Annotated in this window: 15 protein-coding genes, 1 other RNA gene and 3 pseudogenes; 13 read left to right on the top strand and 6 right to left on the bottom strand. The window is 46.8% G+C overall.

Features of this window, described 5'->3' with window-relative positions; genetic code table 11:
• Nucleotides 1-26 precede the first annotated feature (26 nt).
• Nucleotides 27-334 (top strand): annotated as a pseudogene (locus DXE44_RS07005) (antibiotic biosynthesis monooxygenase family protein).
• Between the two features lie 11 nt (nucleotides 335-345).
• On the opposite strand, the gene DXE44_RS07000 reads toward DXE44_RS07005, so the two are convergent.
• Nucleotides 346-1113: a sulfurtransferase gene (locus DXE44_RS07000; protein ID WP_114653785.1), complete on the bottom strand. Its 768-nt coding sequence runs from the start codon at nucleotides 1111-1113 to the stop codon at nucleotides 346-348.
• Between the two features lie 103 nt (nucleotides 1114-1216).
• Here DXE44_RS07000 and DXE44_RS06995 point away from each other — a divergent pair, with 103 nt between their 5' ends.
• Both DXE44_RS06995 and DXE44_RS06990 read left to right on the top strand, forming a co-directional pair.
• Complete coding sequence (locus tag DXE44_RS06995) at nucleotides 1217-1768, top strand: carboxymuconolactone decarboxylase family protein (RefSeq protein WP_114653784.1); 552 nt, start codon at nucleotides 1217-1219, stop codon at nucleotides 1766-1768.
• Nucleotides 1769-1771: 3 nt separating this feature from the next.
• Nucleotides 1772-2956 (top strand): 50S ribosomal protein L11 methyltransferase, encoded by a 1185-nt coding sequence (locus DXE44_RS06990; protein ID WP_114653783.1) that lies wholly within the window; start codon nucleotides 1772-1774, stop codon nucleotides 2954-2956.
• A gap of 37 nt (nucleotides 2957-2993) precedes the next feature.
• Here the strand turns inward: DXE44_RS06990 and DXE44_RS06985 are convergent.
• Nucleotides 2994-3415 (bottom strand): annotated as a pseudogene (locus DXE44_RS06985) (VOC family protein).
• Between the two features lie 113 nt (nucleotides 3416-3528).
• Between DXE44_RS06985 and DXE44_RS06980 the strand changes: the two are divergent.
• Complete coding sequence (locus DXE44_RS06980) at nucleotides 3529-5280, top strand: IlvD/Edd family dehydratase (RefSeq protein ID WP_114653782.1); 1752 nt, start codon at nucleotides 3529-3531, stop codon at nucleotides 5278-5280.
• Nucleotides 5281-5341: 61 nt separating this feature from the next.
• On the opposite strand, the gene ssrA is transcribed toward DXE44_RS06980, so the two are convergent.
• The 4 genes from ssrA to ompA all read right to left on the bottom strand — a co-directional run bounded on the left by ssrA (nucleotide 5342) and on the right by ompA (nucleotide 7811).
• Nucleotides 5342-5700: a transfer-messenger RNA gene (gene ssrA / locus DXE44_RS06975) on the bottom strand.
• Between the two features lie 79 nt (nucleotides 5701-5779).
• A complete protein-coding gene (locus tag DXE44_RS06970) occupies nucleotides 5780-6457 on the bottom strand; it encodes an HAD family hydrolase (protein WP_114653780.1) in 678 nt (225 codons plus the stop codon).
• Entirely contained in the window at nucleotides 6454-7143 is a 690-nt protein-coding gene (ubiG, locus tag DXE44_RS06965) for a bifunctional 2-polyprenyl-6-hydroxyphenol methylase/3-demethylubiquinol 3-O-methyltransferase UbiG (protein ID WP_114653778.1), read from the bottom strand. Before ubiG ends, DXE44_RS06970 begins: the two co-directional genes overlap by 4 nt.
• A 98-nt stretch (nucleotides 7144-7241) precedes the next feature.
• Entirely contained in the window at nucleotides 7242-7811 is a 570-nt protein-coding gene (gene ompA / locus DXE44_RS06960; RefSeq protein ID WP_114653776.1) for an outer membrane protein OmpA, read from the bottom strand.
• 159 nt (nucleotides 7812-7970) lie between these two features.
• Here ompA and gyrA point away from each other — a divergent pair, with 159 nt between their 5' ends.
• From gyrA to DXE44_RS06915, 9 genes and pseudogenes are all read left to right on the top strand, one after another.
• Nucleotides 7971-10694, top strand: a complete 2724-nt coding sequence (gene gyrA, locus DXE44_RS06955) for a DNA gyrase subunit A (protein ID WP_114653774.1) — start codon at nucleotides 7971-7973, stop codon at nucleotides 10692-10694.
• 31 nt (nucleotides 10695-10725) lie between these two features.
• Nucleotides 10726-11823: a 3-phosphoserine/phosphohydroxythreonine transaminase gene (gene serC / locus DXE44_RS06950; RefSeq protein WP_114653772.1), complete on the top strand. Its 1098-nt coding sequence runs from the start codon at nucleotides 10726-10728 to the stop codon at nucleotides 11821-11823.
• Nucleotides 11823-12917: a prephenate dehydratase gene (gene pheA / locus DXE44_RS06945; RefSeq protein WP_114653770.1), complete on the top strand. Its 1095-nt coding sequence runs from the start codon at nucleotides 11823-11825 to the stop codon at nucleotides 12915-12917. Before serC ends, pheA begins: the two co-directional genes overlap by 1 nt.
• Nucleotides 12914-14044 (top strand): histidinol-phosphate transaminase, encoded by a 1131-nt coding sequence (hisC, locus tag DXE44_RS06940; RefSeq protein ID WP_114653768.1) that lies wholly within the window; start codon nucleotides 12914-12916, stop codon nucleotides 14042-14044. The genes pheA and hisC overlap by 4 nt, the downstream gene beginning before the upstream one ends.
• 32 nt (nucleotides 14045-14076) lie before the next feature.
• On the top strand, nucleotides 14077-14958 hold the full coding sequence (locus tag DXE44_RS06935; RefSeq protein ID WP_114653766.1) for a prephenate dehydrogenase: 882 nt from the start codon (nucleotides 14077-14079) through the stop codon (nucleotides 14956-14958).
• A gap of 8 nt (nucleotides 14959-14966) precedes the next feature.
• Nucleotides 14967-16286 (top strand): 3-phosphoshikimate 1-carboxyvinyltransferase, encoded by a 1320-nt coding sequence (gene aroA, locus DXE44_RS06930; RefSeq protein ID WP_114654385.1) that lies wholly within the window; start codon nucleotides 14967-14969, stop codon nucleotides 16284-16286.
• A 15-nt stretch (nucleotides 16287-16301) separates the two neighbouring features.
• Complete coding sequence (cmk, locus tag DXE44_RS06925; protein WP_114653763.1) at nucleotides 16302-16964, top strand: (d)CMP kinase; 663 nt, start codon at nucleotides 16302-16304, stop codon at nucleotides 16962-16964.
• Nucleotides 16965-17107: 143 nt separating this feature from the next.
• The gene (rpsA, locus tag DXE44_RS06920) at nucleotides 17108-18781 is read left to right on the top strand and encodes a 30S ribosomal protein S1 (protein ID WP_114653761.1); all 1674 of its coding nucleotides are present in this window, start codon (nucleotides 17108-17110) and stop codon (nucleotides 18779-18781) included.
• 52 nt (nucleotides 18782-18833) lie between these two features.
• A pseudogene (locus tag DXE44_RS06915) lies at nucleotides 18834-19130 on the top strand (integration host factor subunit beta); the annotation flags it as partial.
• Nucleotides 19131-19173 lie beyond the last annotated feature (43 nt).

The following is a 19173-nucleotide window of genomic DNA, read 5'->3' as shown; positions in this document are numbered from 1 at the left end:
TTATTGATTTTTATAAAGGAATACCCATGATTTTGGAACACTGCGATATAGAAATTGATCCTAGTAAGTCTGCCGAGTTTGAAGAGGCCATTTTGCGTGGCGTCAATACCGTGATCTCCAAAGCTAAAGGGTTTCGAGGATTTAAGGTAAATCGTACTATTGAGAGCCCAGCGCGTTACTTATTACTAATCTAATTTATTGGGATAGCTTGGAAAATCACACAGTGGATTTTCGGGGGTCGGCAGCATTTGCTGATTGGCGAGCCATTGTTGGCCCTTTCTTTGCAAAAAACCCTTTTGTTGAGCACATGACTTTGGTAGGTAAATCCGACTGAGCTTTTAGTATTTAGGCGGTTTGTTTTTTCCGTATAGAGCGCTCTAGTGGGATAGAGTCCAGGTTGGGCTCTAGGGCCTCTCTCTCATCAAATACAAAGCAGCTCCCAGTGTAGTGGGCTGAGCCAACTTCCTCGAAGTATTTAAGGATGCCACCCTCTAGCTGATAGCTATGCTCCATACCAATCTCACGCATGTAGAGACCGGATTTTTCGCAGCGAATTCCGCCAGTGCAAAAACTCACCAATGTTTTATCGGCTAGCGCATCTTTATGCGCAGTGATTGCCGCTGGAAATTCTGTAAATTTCTCGATATTGAAATGCAGTGCGTTCTCAAAAGTCCCATATTCAACTTCGAATGCATTGCGCGTATCCACCATGACTACAGGGCGACCCAAGTCGTCGGTTCCGCGATCAAGCCATTCTTGTAATTTTTTCGGTGTAATGAAATTTGCACGACCCTCTTCAGGGCGAATCGTAGGATGATTCATCCGAATGATTTCATTCTTGATCTTGACCAACATTTTTTTGAATGGTTGTGTTTGGGACCAGCTATCTTTTGATTCCAATAATTTGAAACGTGGATCTAATCGAAGCCAATCCAAAAAGCCCCGTAACTCTGGTTCGCTACCGGCCAAGAACATATTGATGCCTTCACCCGTTAAGAGGATGGTTCCCTTAAGTTGCCGGGCGTTGCACTCCTCAAGAATTTTGGCGCGCAATTCAATCAGATTGTCTATACTGACAAATAAGTAGGCGGCTATGTTCAGAATCGGTTTCATGGCAAGTATTTTGTGTCGATAGCGACATTATCGAGGAAGATGGTATTCGAGTGATAATCTACGATCCTACATACCCAATCCCATTAAAACCCGAAGAGCACCCATGTCTGAACGCTTAATTCCTTACCAGCATATGGATTTGGCAGAGCCGGCCGAGCTAGTCGCCGCGATTCGCCAGCGTCGAGGTGGCCAATTTATCAATTTAGACCGCATGCTGTTACACAGCACCCCTATTGCTGAGGGTTGGAATCATTTTGTTGGTGAGATACGCAATAACCTCTCCTTGGATCCAAAGCTGCGTGAACTTGCAATGTGTGGGGTAGCTGTTCTCAATGGTGCTGAGTACGAGTTTTTTCATCATGCTCCTCCATTTATCAAAGCAGGCGGTACTGAGGAGCAAGTGAAGGCGCTGCGTTTAATTGGCCGGCCTAACTTCCCAGCCGCCTTGTTCTCTACCCTTGAAAACGATGCGATAGAGCTGACATTTCAGATGACACGCAATATTCAGGTTGATAGTGCGCTGATGAGGCGTTTGCAAACCGCGCTTGGTAATACTGACACTGTTGAGCTTGTGACTGTGGTGGCAGCCTACAACATGGTTTCTCGATTTTTGATTGCCTTGGATGTTAATCCTGAGGAGCATCCTCCTGAGTAATTCATGAGCCAGAGAATTCATTGGGAGGAGGGTGGAGAGCTGCTCTCTGCCCAATGGCATTCTGAAAATGGCATTGCTGCACATAAACGGGTAGTCATTGCTGATGACACCCTTACGGCGGACGACGCCTATCGTCTAGCCTGCGAGGGAACTGCGATCTTATGGAAGGGTGATTTCCAGAATGCCCGTCAGTTATTACAGGCCTTGGTAAGGCGCATTGATAAGCCCTCTAAGAAATCCAAGCGCGCTGGTAAGCGAGTAGATCAATCTTCCGGCGATCTTCAATTGCCAAGTTCGATTGATCTATTTTACAAGCATCGTTTGATCCAGTCACAAAGAGCTCGAATCCTTGGCATGTTGCTAATTCAATGCAACTCTGATCACGCCATTCCATTGCGAAGAGCGCCTGATGTTTCGGTGGCATGCCTTGAGGCCTATGGCTTAACTACTGAGCCTTATGTAATTTCCTTGCGTGAGCTCTTGGGAGTGATCAGTGCGCATGAGCGGCGTAAAAATGGTGTACCCGTTCTCGCTGATGAGGAAGGCGAACCTATTTTTATATATCCCCACTATGGTGTTTTCTCGCCGATACGCGGGGAGTATCTCGAGTTAGTTTGTAGCGTTCCGTTGCCTAAATTACTCGATAAAGAATCTATCGCTTTTGATATCGGAGTAGGGACTGGGGTGCTGTCAGTCATCTTGGCGATGCGAGGCGTGCAAAAGATTATTGCCACCGATCAAGATGATCGAGCGCTTGCTTGTGCTAAAGAAAATATTGAACGATTGAGCTTGGATTCCAGCATCCAAGTCATTAAGGCTAATTTATTTCCGCAAGAGAAAGCGTCTTTGATTGTTTGCAATCCTCCGTGGATACCCGCAAGACCCAGTTCCACTTTGGAACATGCTGTTTATGACCCTGAGAGCCAAATGCTGAAAGGGTTTTTGGGCGAACTAAAAAACCATTTACTACCCGATGGAGAAGGTTGGCTAATTTTGTCTGACTTAGCCGAACATCTCGGGTTAAGAGCAAGAAAAGAATTACTGGAGTGGATTGAGGCAGGAGGGCTTAAAGTAATTAGTCGTATTGATACTAAGCCAAAGCACCATAAGCCTTTTGATCAATCCGATCTTCTGCACTTTGCAAGGTCTGCCGAAACCACTTCTCTGTGGCGCCTAGCAATTCAATAAAACTAGCCACTTAGAGTGGCTATTGATCCAGCTTTACTTATTTTGCAAATAGCTGGCTTGGATCTTCAAATGCTTTGAATTCCAGGGCATTGCCAGCAGAGTCTAAAAAGAACATGGTGGCCTGTTCACCAACTTTGCCTTTAAAGCGAATTTGCGGCTCGATGATGAATTTGATGCCGCTATGAGTTAATTTTTCAGCCAATGCATGCCAATCTGGCATCGTGAGAACAACCCCAAAATGTTTTACTGGAACTTGATGTCCGTCAACCTCATTTGAGCTCGCATGGCCGGATTCTTCAGGGGCAAGATGAGCAACGAGTTGATGCCCAAAGAAATCAAAATGATCCATTCATCTGAACTGCGCCCTTCTGGACAGCCTAAGGTATTGCCGTAAAAACTGCGCGCTGCCGCTAAGTCATTAACTGGAAAGGCAAGGTGAAAGGGTTGGATGGTTGACATGGATGTCCTTGTATTTGTTTTGGCTGTAGTTTTAAAGCTTAAAAGGTTAATTAAGGCAAAGTTTAGTATATTTGCGATATAAAAATATTGTGCCAAATAAGAGACATTCACCTATGACAAGCAATAACAATAAAGACAAAAATCAAGCTCCTGAAAGCGGCTTGCGTAAGGGCTTAACAAGTTATGGTGACAAAGACTTCTCTTTATTTTTGCGTAAAGCATTCATTAAGGGTGCAGGCTATACGAACGGCGCCCTGGATCGTCCTGTCATTGGCATCATTAATACGGGAAGTTCCTACAACCCATGTCATGGCAATATGCCGCAATTGATTGAGGCTGTGAAACGGGGCGTGATGTTGGCGGGCGGATTGCCAATGGACTTCCCAACCATCTCCATTCATGAGAGTTTTGCTGCGCCAACCAGTATGTATTTGCGCAATCTCATGTCCATGGATACAGAAGAGATGCTCCGGGCTCAACCGATGGATGCGGTGGTCATGATTGGTGGTTGCGATAAGACTGTGCCTGCTCAAATGATGGGTGCAGCCTCCGCAGGCTTGCCGGCAATTCAGTTAATCACCGGTTCAATGTTGACAGGGTCTCATCGTAGTGAGCGTGTGGGTGCCTGTACAGACTGCCGCCGCTATTGGGGAAAATTCCGTGCCGGTGAAATTGATGAAGTTGAAAAAGATGAGGTGAATGATCAATTGGTAGCGAGCGTTGGCACTTGCTCTGTGATGGGTACAGCCAGCACGATGGCCTGTATCTCTGAAGCATTGGGAATGACTGTGCCGGGCGGTGCAACGCCACCTGTGGTCACTGCAGACCGAATTCGGATTGCAGAAGAGACGGGCACGCGTGCAGTCCAAATGGCAAAAGATGGCTTAACTATTGATAAGGTGCTCACCGCCGATGCATTTGAAAACGCCATGCGTGTGTTATTAGCAATTGGCGGGTCAACGAATGGCATTGTTCATTTGGCTGCAATTGCAGGTCGCATGGGTTTGGAGATTGATTTGGATGCCTTGGATAAGATGGGCGATGAAACCCCAGTTCTAGTTGATCTCAAGCCTTCTGGTGATCACTATATGGAGAACTTCCATGACGCTGGTGGTATGGCTACTTTGCTGCGTGAGCTAAAGCCTTTACTGAAACTGGATGCTATGACAGTCACTGGCCGTACCTTGGGTGAAGAAATTGATGCTGCCCCACCAAGCTTTAAGCAAGATGTAGTGCGCCCGTTTGGTAACCCAATTTACCCCCGTGGCAGTATCGCTGTATTGCATGGCAATTTAGCGCCTGGTGGCGCCATCATCAAACAGTCAGCTGCTCATGAAAAATTGATGGAGCATGAGGGTAGAGCAGTTGTCTTTGAAAACTCTGAAGATCTTGCCGGTCGAATTGATAGTCCTGATTTAGATGTCACTGCAGATGATATTTTGGTACTGAAAAATATTGGCCCCAAAGGTGCGCCAGGTATGCCTGAAGCAGGATATATTCCGATTCCGATGAAGCTTGCTCGTGCTGGCGTAAAAGATATTGTGCGTATTTCTGATGGCCGAATGAGTGGCACGGCATTCGGAACAATCGTCTTGCATGTGACACCAGAGGCTGCAGTTGGTGGTCCACTAGCATATGTTGAGAATGGTGACCGCATTCGTTTGAGTGTGAAGAATCGTGAGATTAGTTTGCTAGTCTCCGAAGAGGAATTAGCTAAGCGCGTGAAAGAGAATCCAGTAGTCGAGCCCACTGCAGAGCGTGGCTATCTAAAACTATTCTTGGATACAGTCACGCAAGCAGACAAAGGTGTGGACTTTGATTTCTTAAGAGCAGTGAAGATGGTTGGTAAAACACCGAAGCGCTAAAAGAAAAACGCCACCTATGAAGGTGGCGCTTGACTGTTCAGTAAATCAATTAACTACAAAATGGTGGAGTCGGCGGGAATCGAACCCGCGTCCGCAAATCCTCTACAACAAGTTCTACATACTTAGTCATGTCATTTAATTTAGCTAGCTAGTCACAGACTGACATGTTCCACGCTGGCGATTCACTAAGTTTTCGAACCATTCCCCGTGACATGAAATGATCTTATCTCTTGTAAATGACCCTGATCTAGCTTGCGCTAGCTGACCCAAGAGAGAGTCAGTTCAGGGGCAACCGCAATTAAGCGGCTAGTGCGAAACGTTCGTCGTTTGCAGTTATTACATTCCCATTGATTTACGAGATAACGGGTCCTCGGTATGCCCTTGATGCTTTGTAATCCACGTCGAAACCACGTCGACCCCGGAGTTCATGCATTGGAAGCTCTATTTTAAGGCTCTTAGCCTTAAATTGTTGGATATCTTGCAGATTGCTAATTAAGCCCTACTGCGGGAAGATGATTTGGAGTAATTCTTTTGGGTGGCGTACAAGATAATCTGCACCCCAGGCTTCTGGAGGTTCCTCACAGCCGCAATAGCCGTAAGCTGCTGCGATAGTCATCATGCCTGCAGCTTTACCCGCAATGATGTCCCGGATGTCATCGCCAACATAGACTGACTTGCTGGGATCGATATTGGCAATTCTAGCTGCATGAAGAATGGGTTCTGGGTGGGGTTTTGAGTGCGGGGTGGTGTCACCACAAACCGTAGAGACTGCTCTTTGACGAAGTCCCATGAGGTCTGTCAGGGGATGAGTAAAGCGTTCACTTTTATTGGTCACAATGCCCCAAGGAAGCTTTGCTTCATCCAATTGATCTAAGAGGTGGTCAACACTGTCAAAAATGACGCTATTGACCAAGAGTGCTTTTTCATAATTACTGAAAAATTCATCTCGCAGCGGAATAAAGTCTGGATCCTCAGGGTTGATTCCAAATGCACCCCCAATTAAGCCACGGGCTCCTGCAGAGGCGCAGGGGCGTAAGACCTCATATGGCTTGGGAGGAAGATTACGGGCGATGAGAAGCTGGTTGGCTGCTGCCACAAGGTCTGGGGCGGTATCAACTAAGGTGCCATCCAGGTCAAAAAAGATGCCCTTGTAAGGACTTGCTAACCTGCTACTCATTTACGTACGGCAATCATGTAGTTCACATCAACATCATCACCCAAGCTATAGACTTGAGTGAGGGGGTTGTAGCTCATACCTTTCATGCCAATCATTTCTAAGCCTGCTTGGCGCGTAAATGCGACTAACTCAGAAGGTTTAATGAATTTTGCATACTCATGCGTCCCTTTTGGTAGCAGGCGGAGGACATATTCGGCGCCAATAATGGCAAATAAGTAGGATTTAGGGCTGCGGTTTAGGGTACTAAAAAAGAGGGTGCCACCTGGCTTACAGAGCTTTGCACAGGCCTGAACGACTGAAGCCGGGTCAGGGACATGCTCTAGCATCTCCATGCAAGTCACAACGTCATATTGCCCTGGCTCTTCCTCAGCGAGCGCTTCAGCAGAAATAGAGCGGTATTGGAGGGTGGTGCCTACTTCAAGTGCATGCAATTCAGCTACTTTGAGAGCTTTTTCTGACAAATCAATCCCGCAGGTATCGGCGCCTGATTGGGCAATAGACTCCGCCAGAATCCCGCCACCACAACCTACATCCAATACTTTCTTGCCATTAAGGTCGACAAAGGTCTTGATCCAGTTCAGGCGCAATGGGTTGATGGCATGCAAGGGTTTGAATTCACTCTCGGGATCCCACCAGCGATGGGCTAGGGCGCTGAATTTAGCGATTTCGGATTGATCGACGTTCATAGGGTGAGAGCACAATGTGTGCCGGAGATAAAGGAATTACGAATATAGCGGAAATAAAAAAGCCCGGCAGAACCGGGCTTTTTTACAAGTAAAAAGAATTACTTAACTTTAGCTGTACCAACAACTTCGATGTCAGTACGGCGGTTCTTAGCGCGGCCTTCAGCAGTTGCATTTGATGCAACTGGATTGCTCTTGCCTTTTGATTCTGTGTAAATACGGCTACCATCAACACCTTTGCTTACTAAGTAAGCTTTAACGGACTGAGCACGACGCTGGCCGAGAGTCATGTTGTAAGCATCAGTACCAACGCTATCAGTGTTACCAACAGCAATAATTACTTCTAATTTGATCTTGCTTAAGTCTTCAGCGATTTTGTCTAAAGTAGCTTTACCTTCTGGCTTCAAGTCAGACTTGTTGAAGTCATAAAGTGTGTCAGCTTGCAAGGTGATCTTGCTTTGGCTTACGCCTGATGCTTTTTTCTTAGTCAGGTAGCCATCGCAACCAGGAGCTGCAGTAGCAGGGGTCCAGCTGTTATCACGCCAGCACAATGTGCCGTCGCCGTTTTTCCAATTCAAGCCAGCGCTGTTTTCCCAGTTATCAGAAGCCATTGCTGCAGAAGCAGAAACAGTAACAACAGAAGCTAACAACACTTTTAGGGTTTTGTTCATTTTTAGTCCTCAAAAATCTCTTTTTTAATTAAAGTCAAACTTAAATGTAATTCGCCCTACTCTGAAGCAAAAACCGCAAAGCGACACATCTCAATTTCGTACAAACTGACGGAATCTTAGCATAGGGGCTATCAGTCATCAAAATGATATTATTTCTAAATGGAACAAGCCGCTAAAGAAACACTACCAATATCCCTCGAAGACGAAATGCGGCGGTCCTATTTGGACTACGCAATGAGCGTCATTGTCGGCAGAGCCCTGCCAGACGTGCGTGACGGCCTTAAGCCGGTCCACAGACGTGTTTTATTCGCTATGTATGAATTAAACAACGATTGGAACCGCGCTTACAAAAAATCTGCCCGTATAGTTGGCGATGTGATCGGTAAATACCATCCACATGGCGATTCTGCGGTGTATGACACCATTGTTCGTATGGCCCAGGACTTCTCTCTGCGCTATATGCTGGTTGACGGACAGGGTAACTTTGGCTCTGTAGACGGCGATAACGCTGCTGCGATGCGATATACCGAGATCCGCCTTCGAAAGATCGCCCATGAGTTATTGGCCGATTTGGATAAGGAAACCGTGGATTTCGGGCCAAATTACGACGGTAGTGAGAAAGAACCCTTAATTCTTCCTGCAAAAGTGCCTAATTTGCTGATTAACGGCAGTTCAGGCATCGCTGTGGGCATGGCAACCAACATCCCTCCCCATAACTTGGATGAGGTGGTTACAGCCTGTTTGCATGTATTACACAACCCAGAATGCACGATTGATGAGCTCATTGAGATCATTCCTGCTCCGGATTTTCCGACCGCCGGCATTATTTATGGTGTTCAAGGGGTTCGTGAAGGCTATCGCACTGGCCGTGGCCGTGTCGTGATGCGCGCCAAGATCCACTTTGAAGACCTTGATAAGGGTGCTCGTCAGGCCATCATTGTTGACGAGTTGCCTTACCAGGTGAATAAAAAGAACTTGCTCGAACGTATTGCTGAGTTGGTGAATGAGAAAAAAGTAGAAGGCATTTCTGATCTGCGTGATGAGTCTGATAAGTCAGGTATGCGCGTAGTAATTGAGCTTAAGCGCGGTGAGGTGCCTGAAGTAGTTCTCAATAATTTGTACAAGAGCACTCAACTGCAAGATAACTTCGGTATGAATATGGTGGCCCTGGTAGATAACCAGCCGCGCCTATTGAATCTGAAGCAAATGCTGGAATACTTCTTGCAGCATCGTCGTGAAGTAGTGACGCGTYGTACGATTTTTGAATTACGCAAAGCACGTGAACGCGGCCATGTCTTAGAAGGCTTGGCAGTTGCATTGGCAAACATTGATGAATTTATTGCCATCATTAAAGCGGCAGCAAATCCAGTGGTGGCTAAGTCAGAGTTGATGAGTAAGGCATGGGATTCTTCTATGGCGCGCGAGATGTTGGCGCGCGCAGAGACGGATACCCCGGGCGGTCGCAATGCCTATCGTCCTAAGGGTTTATTGCCTGAGTACGGCATGCAATCTACTGGTCTCTATCGTTTGTCTGATAGTCAAGCGCAAGAAATTCTGCAGATGCGTTTGCAACGCTTGACTGGCCTTGAGCAAGACAAGATTGTGAATGAGTACAAAGATGTGATGGCAGAGATTTCTGATTTGCTCGATTTACTTGCTAAGCCAGAGCGTGTCACTCAAGTCATTGAGTCTGAATTGAAAGAAGTGCAAGCCGAGTTTGGTATTGCTGGTGGCGATACGGGTCGTCGTTCATTTATTGAAATGAATGCCACTGAGTTGTTCACAGAAGATTTAATCACTCCGCAAGATATAGTGGTCACGCTTTCGAATACTGGTTATATGAAGAGTCAGCCTCTGAGTGAATACCGTGCGCAAAAACGTGGCGGTCGTGGCAAACAAGCTGCCGCTACGAAAAATGAAGATTGGATTGAAACTCTCTTCGTTGCAAATACGCATGACATCATTCTGTGCTTCTCCGATCGTGGACGTATGTATTGGCTCAAAGTGTGGGAGGTTCCGCAAGGTAGCCGCAACTCACGTGGCAAGCCGATCGTCAATATGTTCCCGCTGATTGAAGGCGAAAAGATTACAGTGATTCTCCCAATCAAGGGATATCAAGATGATCATTACGTCTTTATGGCAACCAGCCTGGGTACCGTGAAGAAAACACGTTTGTCTGACTTCTCAAATCCACGTAAGGCTGGAATTATTGCTGTCGATTTAAATGAAAACGACTTCTTAGTTGGCGCGGCTATTACTGATGGTCAGCATGACGTGATGTTGTTCTCTGACACTGGTAAAGCAGTACGTTTTGACGAGAATGATGTTCGTCCAATGGGTCGTACAGCACGTGGTGTGCGTGGCATGAACTTGGGTGAAGGTCATCAGGTGATCGCCATGTTAGTTGCTCCAGCGGAAGCTGCTGAAGGTGTGGAAGCTGCTGTCGTTGACGCGAATGGCTTGGCTATCCCAAGTAGCGTACTGACTGCAACTGAAAATGGTTTTGGTAAGCGCACTCCAATTAGCGAATACACCCGTCATGGTCGCGGTACTAAAGGCATGATCGCGATTCAGACAACTGAGCGTAACGGTAAAGTAGTTGCTGCTGCTTTGGTATCTCCTGAGGATCAAATTATGTTGATCACTACGGGCGGAATCTTGGTGCGCACCCGTGTTTCAGAGATTCGTGAAATGGGTCGCGCAACACAAGGCGTCACATTAATCAACGTCGATGAAGGCACACGTTTGTCTGGCTTACAGCGCATTGCTGAAAGCGATTCGGATGATGAGAATGATTTGGATGATGGTGAGGACGGTGAAGGTGGAGATGTTTCTGCCGATCCAGCAGTTGACTCCAATTCTGATGAAGCTGGTGATGCCTAATTGGCATTCATACAAGGTTAATTAACTCATCATGACGTTTGACCGCCGCATTTTCAATTTCGCTGCGGGGCCTGCTACTTTGCCGGAAGAAGTATTAAAGCAGGCTGCCGCGGAGATGTTTAACTGGCAGGGCTTAGGCGCAAGCGTGATGGAAGTCAGTCATCGTGGCAAAGAGTTCATGGCGCTTTATGAAGAGGTGCTGCAAGATTTACGCACCCTCATGAATATCCCAGATTCCTATGAAATTTTGATGCTTCAGGGTGGCGGCTTAGGTCAAAATGCCGCTATTCCAATGAACCTCATGCCCTTGGCCAAGAATGGTCCTAAGGCAGATTTTTTAGTGACTGGTGTTTGGTCTGAAAAGTCTTTTAAAGAAGCGGAGAAGTATGGTGTTTCTCACTTAGCTGCATCCTCTGCATCTGAAAAATTTAATACGATTCCTGCGAGATCTTCTTGGCAACTATCGGATGATGCCGCTTACATTCATTACTGTGCCAATGAAACTATTGGTGGCGTAGAGTTTCCAGATGTGCCTGATGTCAATGGCAAGTTATTGGTCGCAGATATTTCTAGCAATATTCTCTCCAAAGAGATGGACGTCACTAAGTGCGGCGTCTGGTTTGGTGGAGCTCAGAAAAATATTGGCCCATCTGGTGTGACGATTGTGATTGTCCGCAAAGATCTGATGGGTCACAGCATGATGATCACCCCATCGATTTGGGATTGGTCTAAGCAAGCAGCGACTGACTCGATGCTCAACACACCACCAACTTTTTCGATTTATATGACTGGCCTCGGGTTTAAGTGGTTACTCAAGCAGGGTGGTGTAAAGGTAATTGAGAAACGCAATCAAGAAAAAGCGGATTTGCTCTACAACTTCTTGGATCAAAGTGGCTTGTATGAGAATCGCATTCCTAAAGAATATCGCTCCCGCATGAACGTCACCTTCTTCCTGAGGGATGAGAATTTAAATGCTCAGTTTTTAGAGCAATCCAATGCAGCAGGCTTAGTTGCTCTGCGTGGTCACAAGGCTGCTGGCGGTATGCGTGCCAGTATTTACAACGCAATGCCGATTGAAGGTGTTAAGGCCTTAGTCGAATTTATGCGTGACTTTGAAAGGTGTGCCTAATGAGCTCCAGTGACCAGAGTGCTGAAGAACAGCGCTTAGCGCCAATCCGCGACAAGATCGATGCACTAGATGCGCAGATTTTGGATTTGTTATCGCAGCGTGCAAAAGCAGCTCAAGGGGTTGGTCATATCAAAGGTGGTTTTTCATCGCCGGTATTTAGACCGGAACGTGAGTGTCAAGTTGTTGCGCGCTTGCAAGAACTCAGTAAGGGCCCGCTATTAGCGGATGGCATCGCCGCAATTTGGCGTGAAGTCATGTCTGCCTGTCGCGCCTTAGAGGCTCGTCAGACAATTGCTTATCTCGGACCAGTGGGAACATTTTCAGAGCAAGCGGCGCAAACCTATTTTGGTCACTCGATTGCTGGCTTACCTTGCAATAGCCTTGATGAAGTATTTAAGGCGGTAGAGAAGGGTGCAGCACAGTTTGGCGTTGTTCCGGTTGAGAACTCTAGCGAGGGGGCTATCTCTCGCACTTTAGATTTACTTCTAGATTCTCCAATGCGTATTAGCGGCGAGGTGGTGCTGCCAATTCGCCACCATCTTTTGACGAAGAGTGGCAATCTAGATGGTGTCACAACCGTATGTGCACATGCCCAAGCTTTGGCTCAATGTCAACAATGGTTAAGCGTGCATGCACCTCAATTAAAGCGTCAGGCGGTCAGCAGCAATGCTGAGGCAGCTCGTATGGCCTCGATTGACCCAACGCTTGCAGCGATTGCTGGCGATCCCGCACAAGAAGCTTACGGATTGCAGGCAGTGGCTGCACAGATTCAGGATGATCCACATAACCGTACCCGTTTTGTTGTGGTCGGCACTTACGAGTGTCAGCCCACTGGTGCAGATCAAACCTCTTTAGTGCTATCGGTTGATAACCAGCCGGGCGCTGTTCATCGCCTTTTGGAGCCCTTGGCCAAGCACGGCGTTTCTATGAATCGCTTTGAATCTCGCCCTGCTCGCAAGGGTACGTGGGAGTATCACTTCTATATCGATGTTGCTGGTCATGCTGAAGACGCAAAAGTAGCCAAAGCATTGGAAGAGTTAAAAACCACAGCCGCTTTTTATAAAAATCTTGGCTCCTATCCTCATTCAGCATGACATCAAAATCTAATATCGGTTTAAAGCATATTCATGCGATAGCGCCCTATGTCGGTGGGCGACCTATCAGCGAGGTTGCGCGCGAATATGGCCTTGATGAAAACAAGATTGTGAAACTCGCCTCCAATGAGAATCCATTGGGTATGCCAAAGTCCGCGCAAGATGCGATGCTTAAGGCAGCGGCAGATTTAGGTCGTTACCCAGACTCCAATGGTTTTGAACTTAAAAATGTCTTGTCTGCGCGCTTAGGTGTTCCAGCGGATTGGATTACATTGGGTAACGGTAGTAATGACATTTTGGAGTTGGCTGCGCGTGCAGTTGCTCAGGCTGGAGATGAAGTTATCTTCTCTAAACATGCTTTTGCGGTCTATCCGCTTGCGACACAGGCTGTTGGTGCTAAGGCAGTTGAAGTGCCTGCCACTAAAATGTATGGCCATGACCTGCCTGCGATGCTGCAAGCGGTAAAAGCTGCAGGTGATAAAGCTAAGTTAGTATTTGTGGCGAATCCAAATAATCCTACTGGTAGCTACTTAACTGCAAAAGAGATCGAAGATTTCTTGGCTGCATTGCCGCCGCATGTGGTGGTAGCTTTAGATGAAGCTTATAACGAGTACCTCACTCCAGAGCAGCGCTATGACGCAATCGCTTGGGTGAAACGTTTCCCCAATATGATTTTATCGCGCAGTTTTTCTAAGGCATATGGTTTAGCAGGCTTACGCATTGGTTATGGGGTTGCCCAGCCTGCATTGACCGATTTACTGAATCGCATTCGTCAGCCATTTAACGTGAATAGCCTTGCACAAGCAGCAGCGATTGCGGCATTTCAGGATTCTGCATTCTTACAACAAGGCTTTGAATTAAATCGTGCTGGCTTTGCTCAGTTAACTCAGGCATTTGATGCGCTAGGCCTGACTTATCTCCCATCGGCTGGCAATTTTGTGTTGGTCAAGGTGGGTGAGGATGATGGTGCCGGTGCTCGCATTAATCTAGAGTTACTGAAGCGCGGCATTATTGTTCGCCCAGTTGGTAACTATGGTTTGCCTCAATGGTTGCGCATTTCCATTGGCTTGTCCCAAGAAAATGCCGCCTTTATTACTGCTCTTAAAGACATTTTGGCGCAGCAGTAATTCAAAACAAATAGATAAACTTAAAAAGCCCAATGGCCATCATTAATCCATCCAGTAATTACGGTACCGTCACTATTGTTGGTGTTGGCTTGATTGGCGCATCATTAGGGTTGGCATTAATAAAAGCGGGCGTAGTCAATAAGGTCTTGGGTGTTGGGCGTAGTGCGCAGAATCTAGATCAAGCCCTCAAGATGGGTGCGATTGATGCAGTGGTCGATTTGGTTGAAGCTACAAATCAATCTGATGTGATTGTCTTGTGTGTACCGGTTGCCCAAATGCGCACTGCTTTTGAAGTCATCGAGCCACACTTAGAGCCCCGGACTATATTGACAGATGCTAGCAGCACTAAAGGCGATGTGATTTTGGCTGCTAAGGAAGTATTAGGTAAGAAGGCTTGCCAATTTGTTCCTGCACACCCCATAGCTGGCGGCGCGCAACATGGTGCGAGCGCTGCTAAAGCTGATTTATTTGTGGGTAAACAAACAATTCTTTGCCCGCTACAAGAAAATTCTCCGCAAGATACCGATTTAATCGAAGGCTTTTGGCAGTCGGTTGGCTCTGTTGTGAAAAAGATTTCTTGTGTACAACATGATGCGATCTACGCAGCCGTTTCTCATCTGCCACATATTCTGTCTTATGCATTAATGGCCAGCGTTGTGAATTCTGAAGATGCCGATCAAAAGCTAAGTCATGTTGGCGCAGGTTTTAAGGATTTCACCCGCATCGCTGCATCGAGTCCAGAAATGTGGCGCGACATTTGCTTGGGTAATCGCGCGGCAGTGCTAAAAGAACTTGATCAATATTTACTCATCGTCAATCACATGCGTAAATTGATTGCTGATAATGATGGTGCCGGGCTAGAAAAATTATTTAATAAAGCCAGTAAAGCACGTCAAGATTTGGATGTACTTTGATGAGCGGCTTGTCTGATATTAAGATTGGGCCATTCAAACGAGCGCACGGCTCGATTGTGTTGCCAGGCTCTAAGAGTATTTCGAATCGCGCCTTGTTATTGGCTGCCTTATCTTCAGGCACAATAACTCTCAAAAATTTATTGGATGCTGACGACACTCAGGTGATGCGTAATGCGCTTCGTCAATTGGGTTTGTCGGTCACTGATCAAGCGGACAAAGTCTGTGTGGTCAAGGGTTGCGGCGGCAAGTTCCCCATACAAAACGCAGATCTTTTTATGGGTAATGCGGGAACGGCAATTCGCCCCCTCACAGCAGCGCTTGCAATGCAAGGTGGTAACTATCGTTTATCTGGCGTGCCCCGCATGCATGAACGTCCTATTCGTGACCTAGTGGATGGATTGCGTCAAGTGGGTGCGAAGATTGACTACCAATTGCAAGAAGGCTATCCGCCGATCAAAATTATTGCTGCTGATATTCGAATTACAGATGTTGTAAAGGTCCGCGGTGATGTCTCTAGCCAGTTCCTAACTGCTTTGTTGATGGCTTTGCCTTTGGTGGCAAAAGAGCCGGTCAAGATTGAAGTCATTGATGAATTGATTTCTCGCCCTTATATCGACATCACGCTCAAGCTCATGGCGCGCTTTGGCGTCAAAGTATCCTGTCCTGATGCGCAGTCATTTGTAATCCCTGCCAAAACTTCTGACGCGGTCTATCAAAGTCCTGGCGTCTTCTCTGTTGAGGGTGATGCATCTTCGGCCTCTTACTTTTTGGCGCTTGGCGCCATTGGTGGTGGACCGGTACGCGTCTTGGGTGTAGGTAGCGAGAGTATTCAAGGCGATGTTGCATTTGCTGATGCACTCGCCTTAATGGGCGCCAAGATTTCTTCTGGTGAAGATTGGATTGAAGTTGCTGGTGTTGCGAATGCCAATGGCAAACTGAATGGCATCACGATCGATTGCACAGAAATTCCGGATGCAGCCATGACTCTAGCAATTGCCGCATTGTTTGCTGAGGGCCCAACCCGCTTAAACAATATTGCCAGTTGGCGCGTGAAAGAAACTGATCGTATTGCAGCGATGGCAAAAGAATTGAAAAAAGTGGGTGCTATCGTTGAGGAGAGTGTGGACTACATCGCGGTGCAAGCCCCCCAGTTACTGTCTGACTGGAAGTCTCCTGCGGAGGGCATTGATACTTATGATGACCACCGCATGGCGATGTGTTTCTCATTGGCTGCTTTTGGCCCCAATGTGCTAAAGATTAATGATCCTAATTGCGTTGCTAAGACCTTCCCAACTTACTTTGCAGAATTTGCAAAGATCGTTTCTTAAAAAATCATTTTTTTGATGAGTCCTCCTCCAGTTATCGCGATTGATGGACCTACCGCCTCTGGTAAAGGGACGGCTGCCTCCTTGGTGGCAGAAAAGTTGGGTTTTCATTACCTAGACAGTGGGGCCTTGTATCGACTGGTTGCCCTGGGAAGTCAAAAAGCATCGATTGATACCAAAAATGGCTCAGAACTGGGTATTTTGGCTAAAAAGCTAGTGATTTCCTTCAAAAATGGCCAAATTCTGCTCAATTCTGAAGATGTCACTGATGTTATTCGTACTGAGGAGATTGGATTGCGTGCATCTGCAATTGCAGTGCATCCAGAGGTTAGACAGGCTTTGGTTGGGGTTCAGCATGGTTTTAGGACTTCTCCAGGTCTAGTGGCCGATGGTCGTGACATGGCAAGCGTCATATTTCCCGATGCGGTTTTGAAGGTTTTCCTGACGGCAACGGCTGAAGCTAGGGCCGAACGTCGGTATAAGCAATTGATAGCTAAGGGAATTTCTGCTAAACTTAACGACTTGCTGCAAGATTTACAAGAGCGCGATGTCAGAGACAGTAGTCGAGGTGCCGCACCTTTGTTAGTTGCAGACGGCGCTAAAGTGCTTGAAACATCAGAATTATCGATAGATCAAGCGGTTAAGACGGTTTTGGATTGGTATCAATCGAAAATAGCTTAGTTTTTGGTGGGCAGTAAACAGTAGAAGAAGTTGTTTTGGCGTCTTAAGAAACTCTACAACGCGATTTTCTAATTTAGCGTGTTTCTTGGAGCTTTTTTAACCTAACCCGTCAGGCCTTCTGGCGGCACAAAGTGAATATATAAATGTCTGAATCATTTGCAGAACTATTTGAAGAATCATTAACCCGATCGAATATGAAGACCGGCCAAGTTATTTCGGCTGAAGTACTTCGCATCGACCATAACTTCGTCGTTGTTAACGCTGGATTGAAATCCGAAGCGTTTATTCCCGTTGAAGAATTCCATAACGACGCTGGCGAGATTGAAGTAGCTCCTGGCGATTTCGTTTCTGTTGCTATTGACGCTCTTGAGAACGGCTATGGCGACACAATCCTTTCCCGTGACAAAGCTAAGCGCTTGGCATCATGGATGAACTTGGAAAAAGCTCTCGAGCAAGCTGAGATCGTTACCGGCACTGTTACTGGTAAGGTTAAAGGCGGCTTGACAGTCATGGTTAACGGTATCCGCGCATTCTTGCCAGGATCACTCGTTGATACACGCCCAATCAAAGACACCAGCCCTTACGAAGGTAAGACGATGGAGTTCAAGGTTATCAAGCTTGACCGTAAGCGTAACAACGTAGTGTTGTCACGTCGTGCAGTTGTTGAAGCTAGCCAAGGTGAAGAGCGCGCGAAGTTGATGTCTAACCTCAAAGAAGGTAGCGTTGTTCAAGGTATCGTTAAGAACATCACTGACTACGGCGCATTCGTGGACCTCGGTGGTATCGATGGCCTCTTGCACATTACCGATTTAGCATGGCGTCGTGTGCGTCACCCAAGCGAGATGTTGACTGTTGGTCAAGAAGTTACCGCTAAGATTTTGAAGTTTGATCAAGAGAAGAACCGTGTTTCACTCGGCGTGAAACAACTTGGTGATGATCCATGGGTTGGTGTCGCTCGTCGTTACCCACCAAACACCCGTTTATTCGGTAAGGTAACTAACCTGACTGACTACGGCGCATTCGTTGAAATCGAATCTGGTATCGAAGGTTTGGTACACGTTTCTGAAATGGACTGGACTAACAAGAACGTTGCTCCAAGCAAAGCTACTGCATTAGGAACCGAAGTTGAAGTTATGGTTCTGGATATTGATGAAGACAAGCGTCGTATTAGCTTGGGCATCAAGCAGTGCAAAGCAAATCCATGGGAAGAGTTCTCACGTAGCCAACAAAAAGGCGACAAGTTGACTGGCGCAATCAAGTCTATTACTGACTTTGGCGTGTTCATTGGTTTGCCTGGCGGTATCGACGGTTTAGTTCACCTCTCAGACCTTTCATGGAATGAGCCAGGAGAAGAAGCTGTTAAGAAATACAAAAAAGGCGATGAAGTTGAAGCTACTGTATTGGCCATTGATATTGAGAAAGAGCGTATCTCTCTCGGTATCAAGCAATTGTCTGGTGACCCATTCAATAACTACACATCTGTCAGCGACAAGGGTAGCCTTGTAACTGGTACTGTGAAGGCTGTTGATGCTAAGGGTGCAACTATTCACTTGACTGATGAAGTTGAAGCTTACTTACGTGCTTCTGAGATCTCAACAGATCGCGTTGAAGATGCACGCAATGTATTGAAAGAAGGCGACACTGTGACTGCCATGATCATTAATATTGATCGTAAGTCACGCGCAATCAATCTTTCAATCAAAGCTAAAGACAGCTCTGACCAACAAGACGCTATGAGCAAGCTCCAAGGTGATGCGCAGTCCGGCACTACCAATTTGGGTGCTTTGTTAAAAGCGAAGTTGGACAATCAAGGCTAAATCAATATCGCCGCTTTCCACTAGGAGAGCGGCGGTTTTTTATTGATAGATCATGTCAGATCAAGAGCAACAAGCAATTACTCGCTCCGAACTCGTGGAGAGCTTGGCGGAACAATTCCCCCGGCTACTGCCTAGAGATGTGGAGTTGGCAGTAAAAACATTGCTAGACACCATGACTCACGCTTTAGCCGAAGGCAAACGAATTGAGTTGCGCGGTGTTGGTAGTTTTGTTTTGCATCACCGTCCTGCGCGTACTGGCCGCAATCCAAAATCTGGTGAGAAGGTATTGATTCCAGAAAAACGGGTGCCCCATTTCAAGCCTGGTAAAGAATTACGTGAGCGCGTTGACTACAAGCCTCTAAAGCAAGTGAGCCCTAAAGAGGGTTCTGGTG

Origin of the sequence: Polynucleobacter necessarius, assembly GCF_900095175.1 — a bacterium.
Taxonomy (GTDB): Bacteria; Pseudomonadota; Gammaproteobacteria; order Burkholderiales; family Burkholderiaceae; genus Polynucleobacter; species Polynucleobacter necessarius_I.
This window is presented reverse-complemented; position numbering and strand designations above follow the sequence as displayed.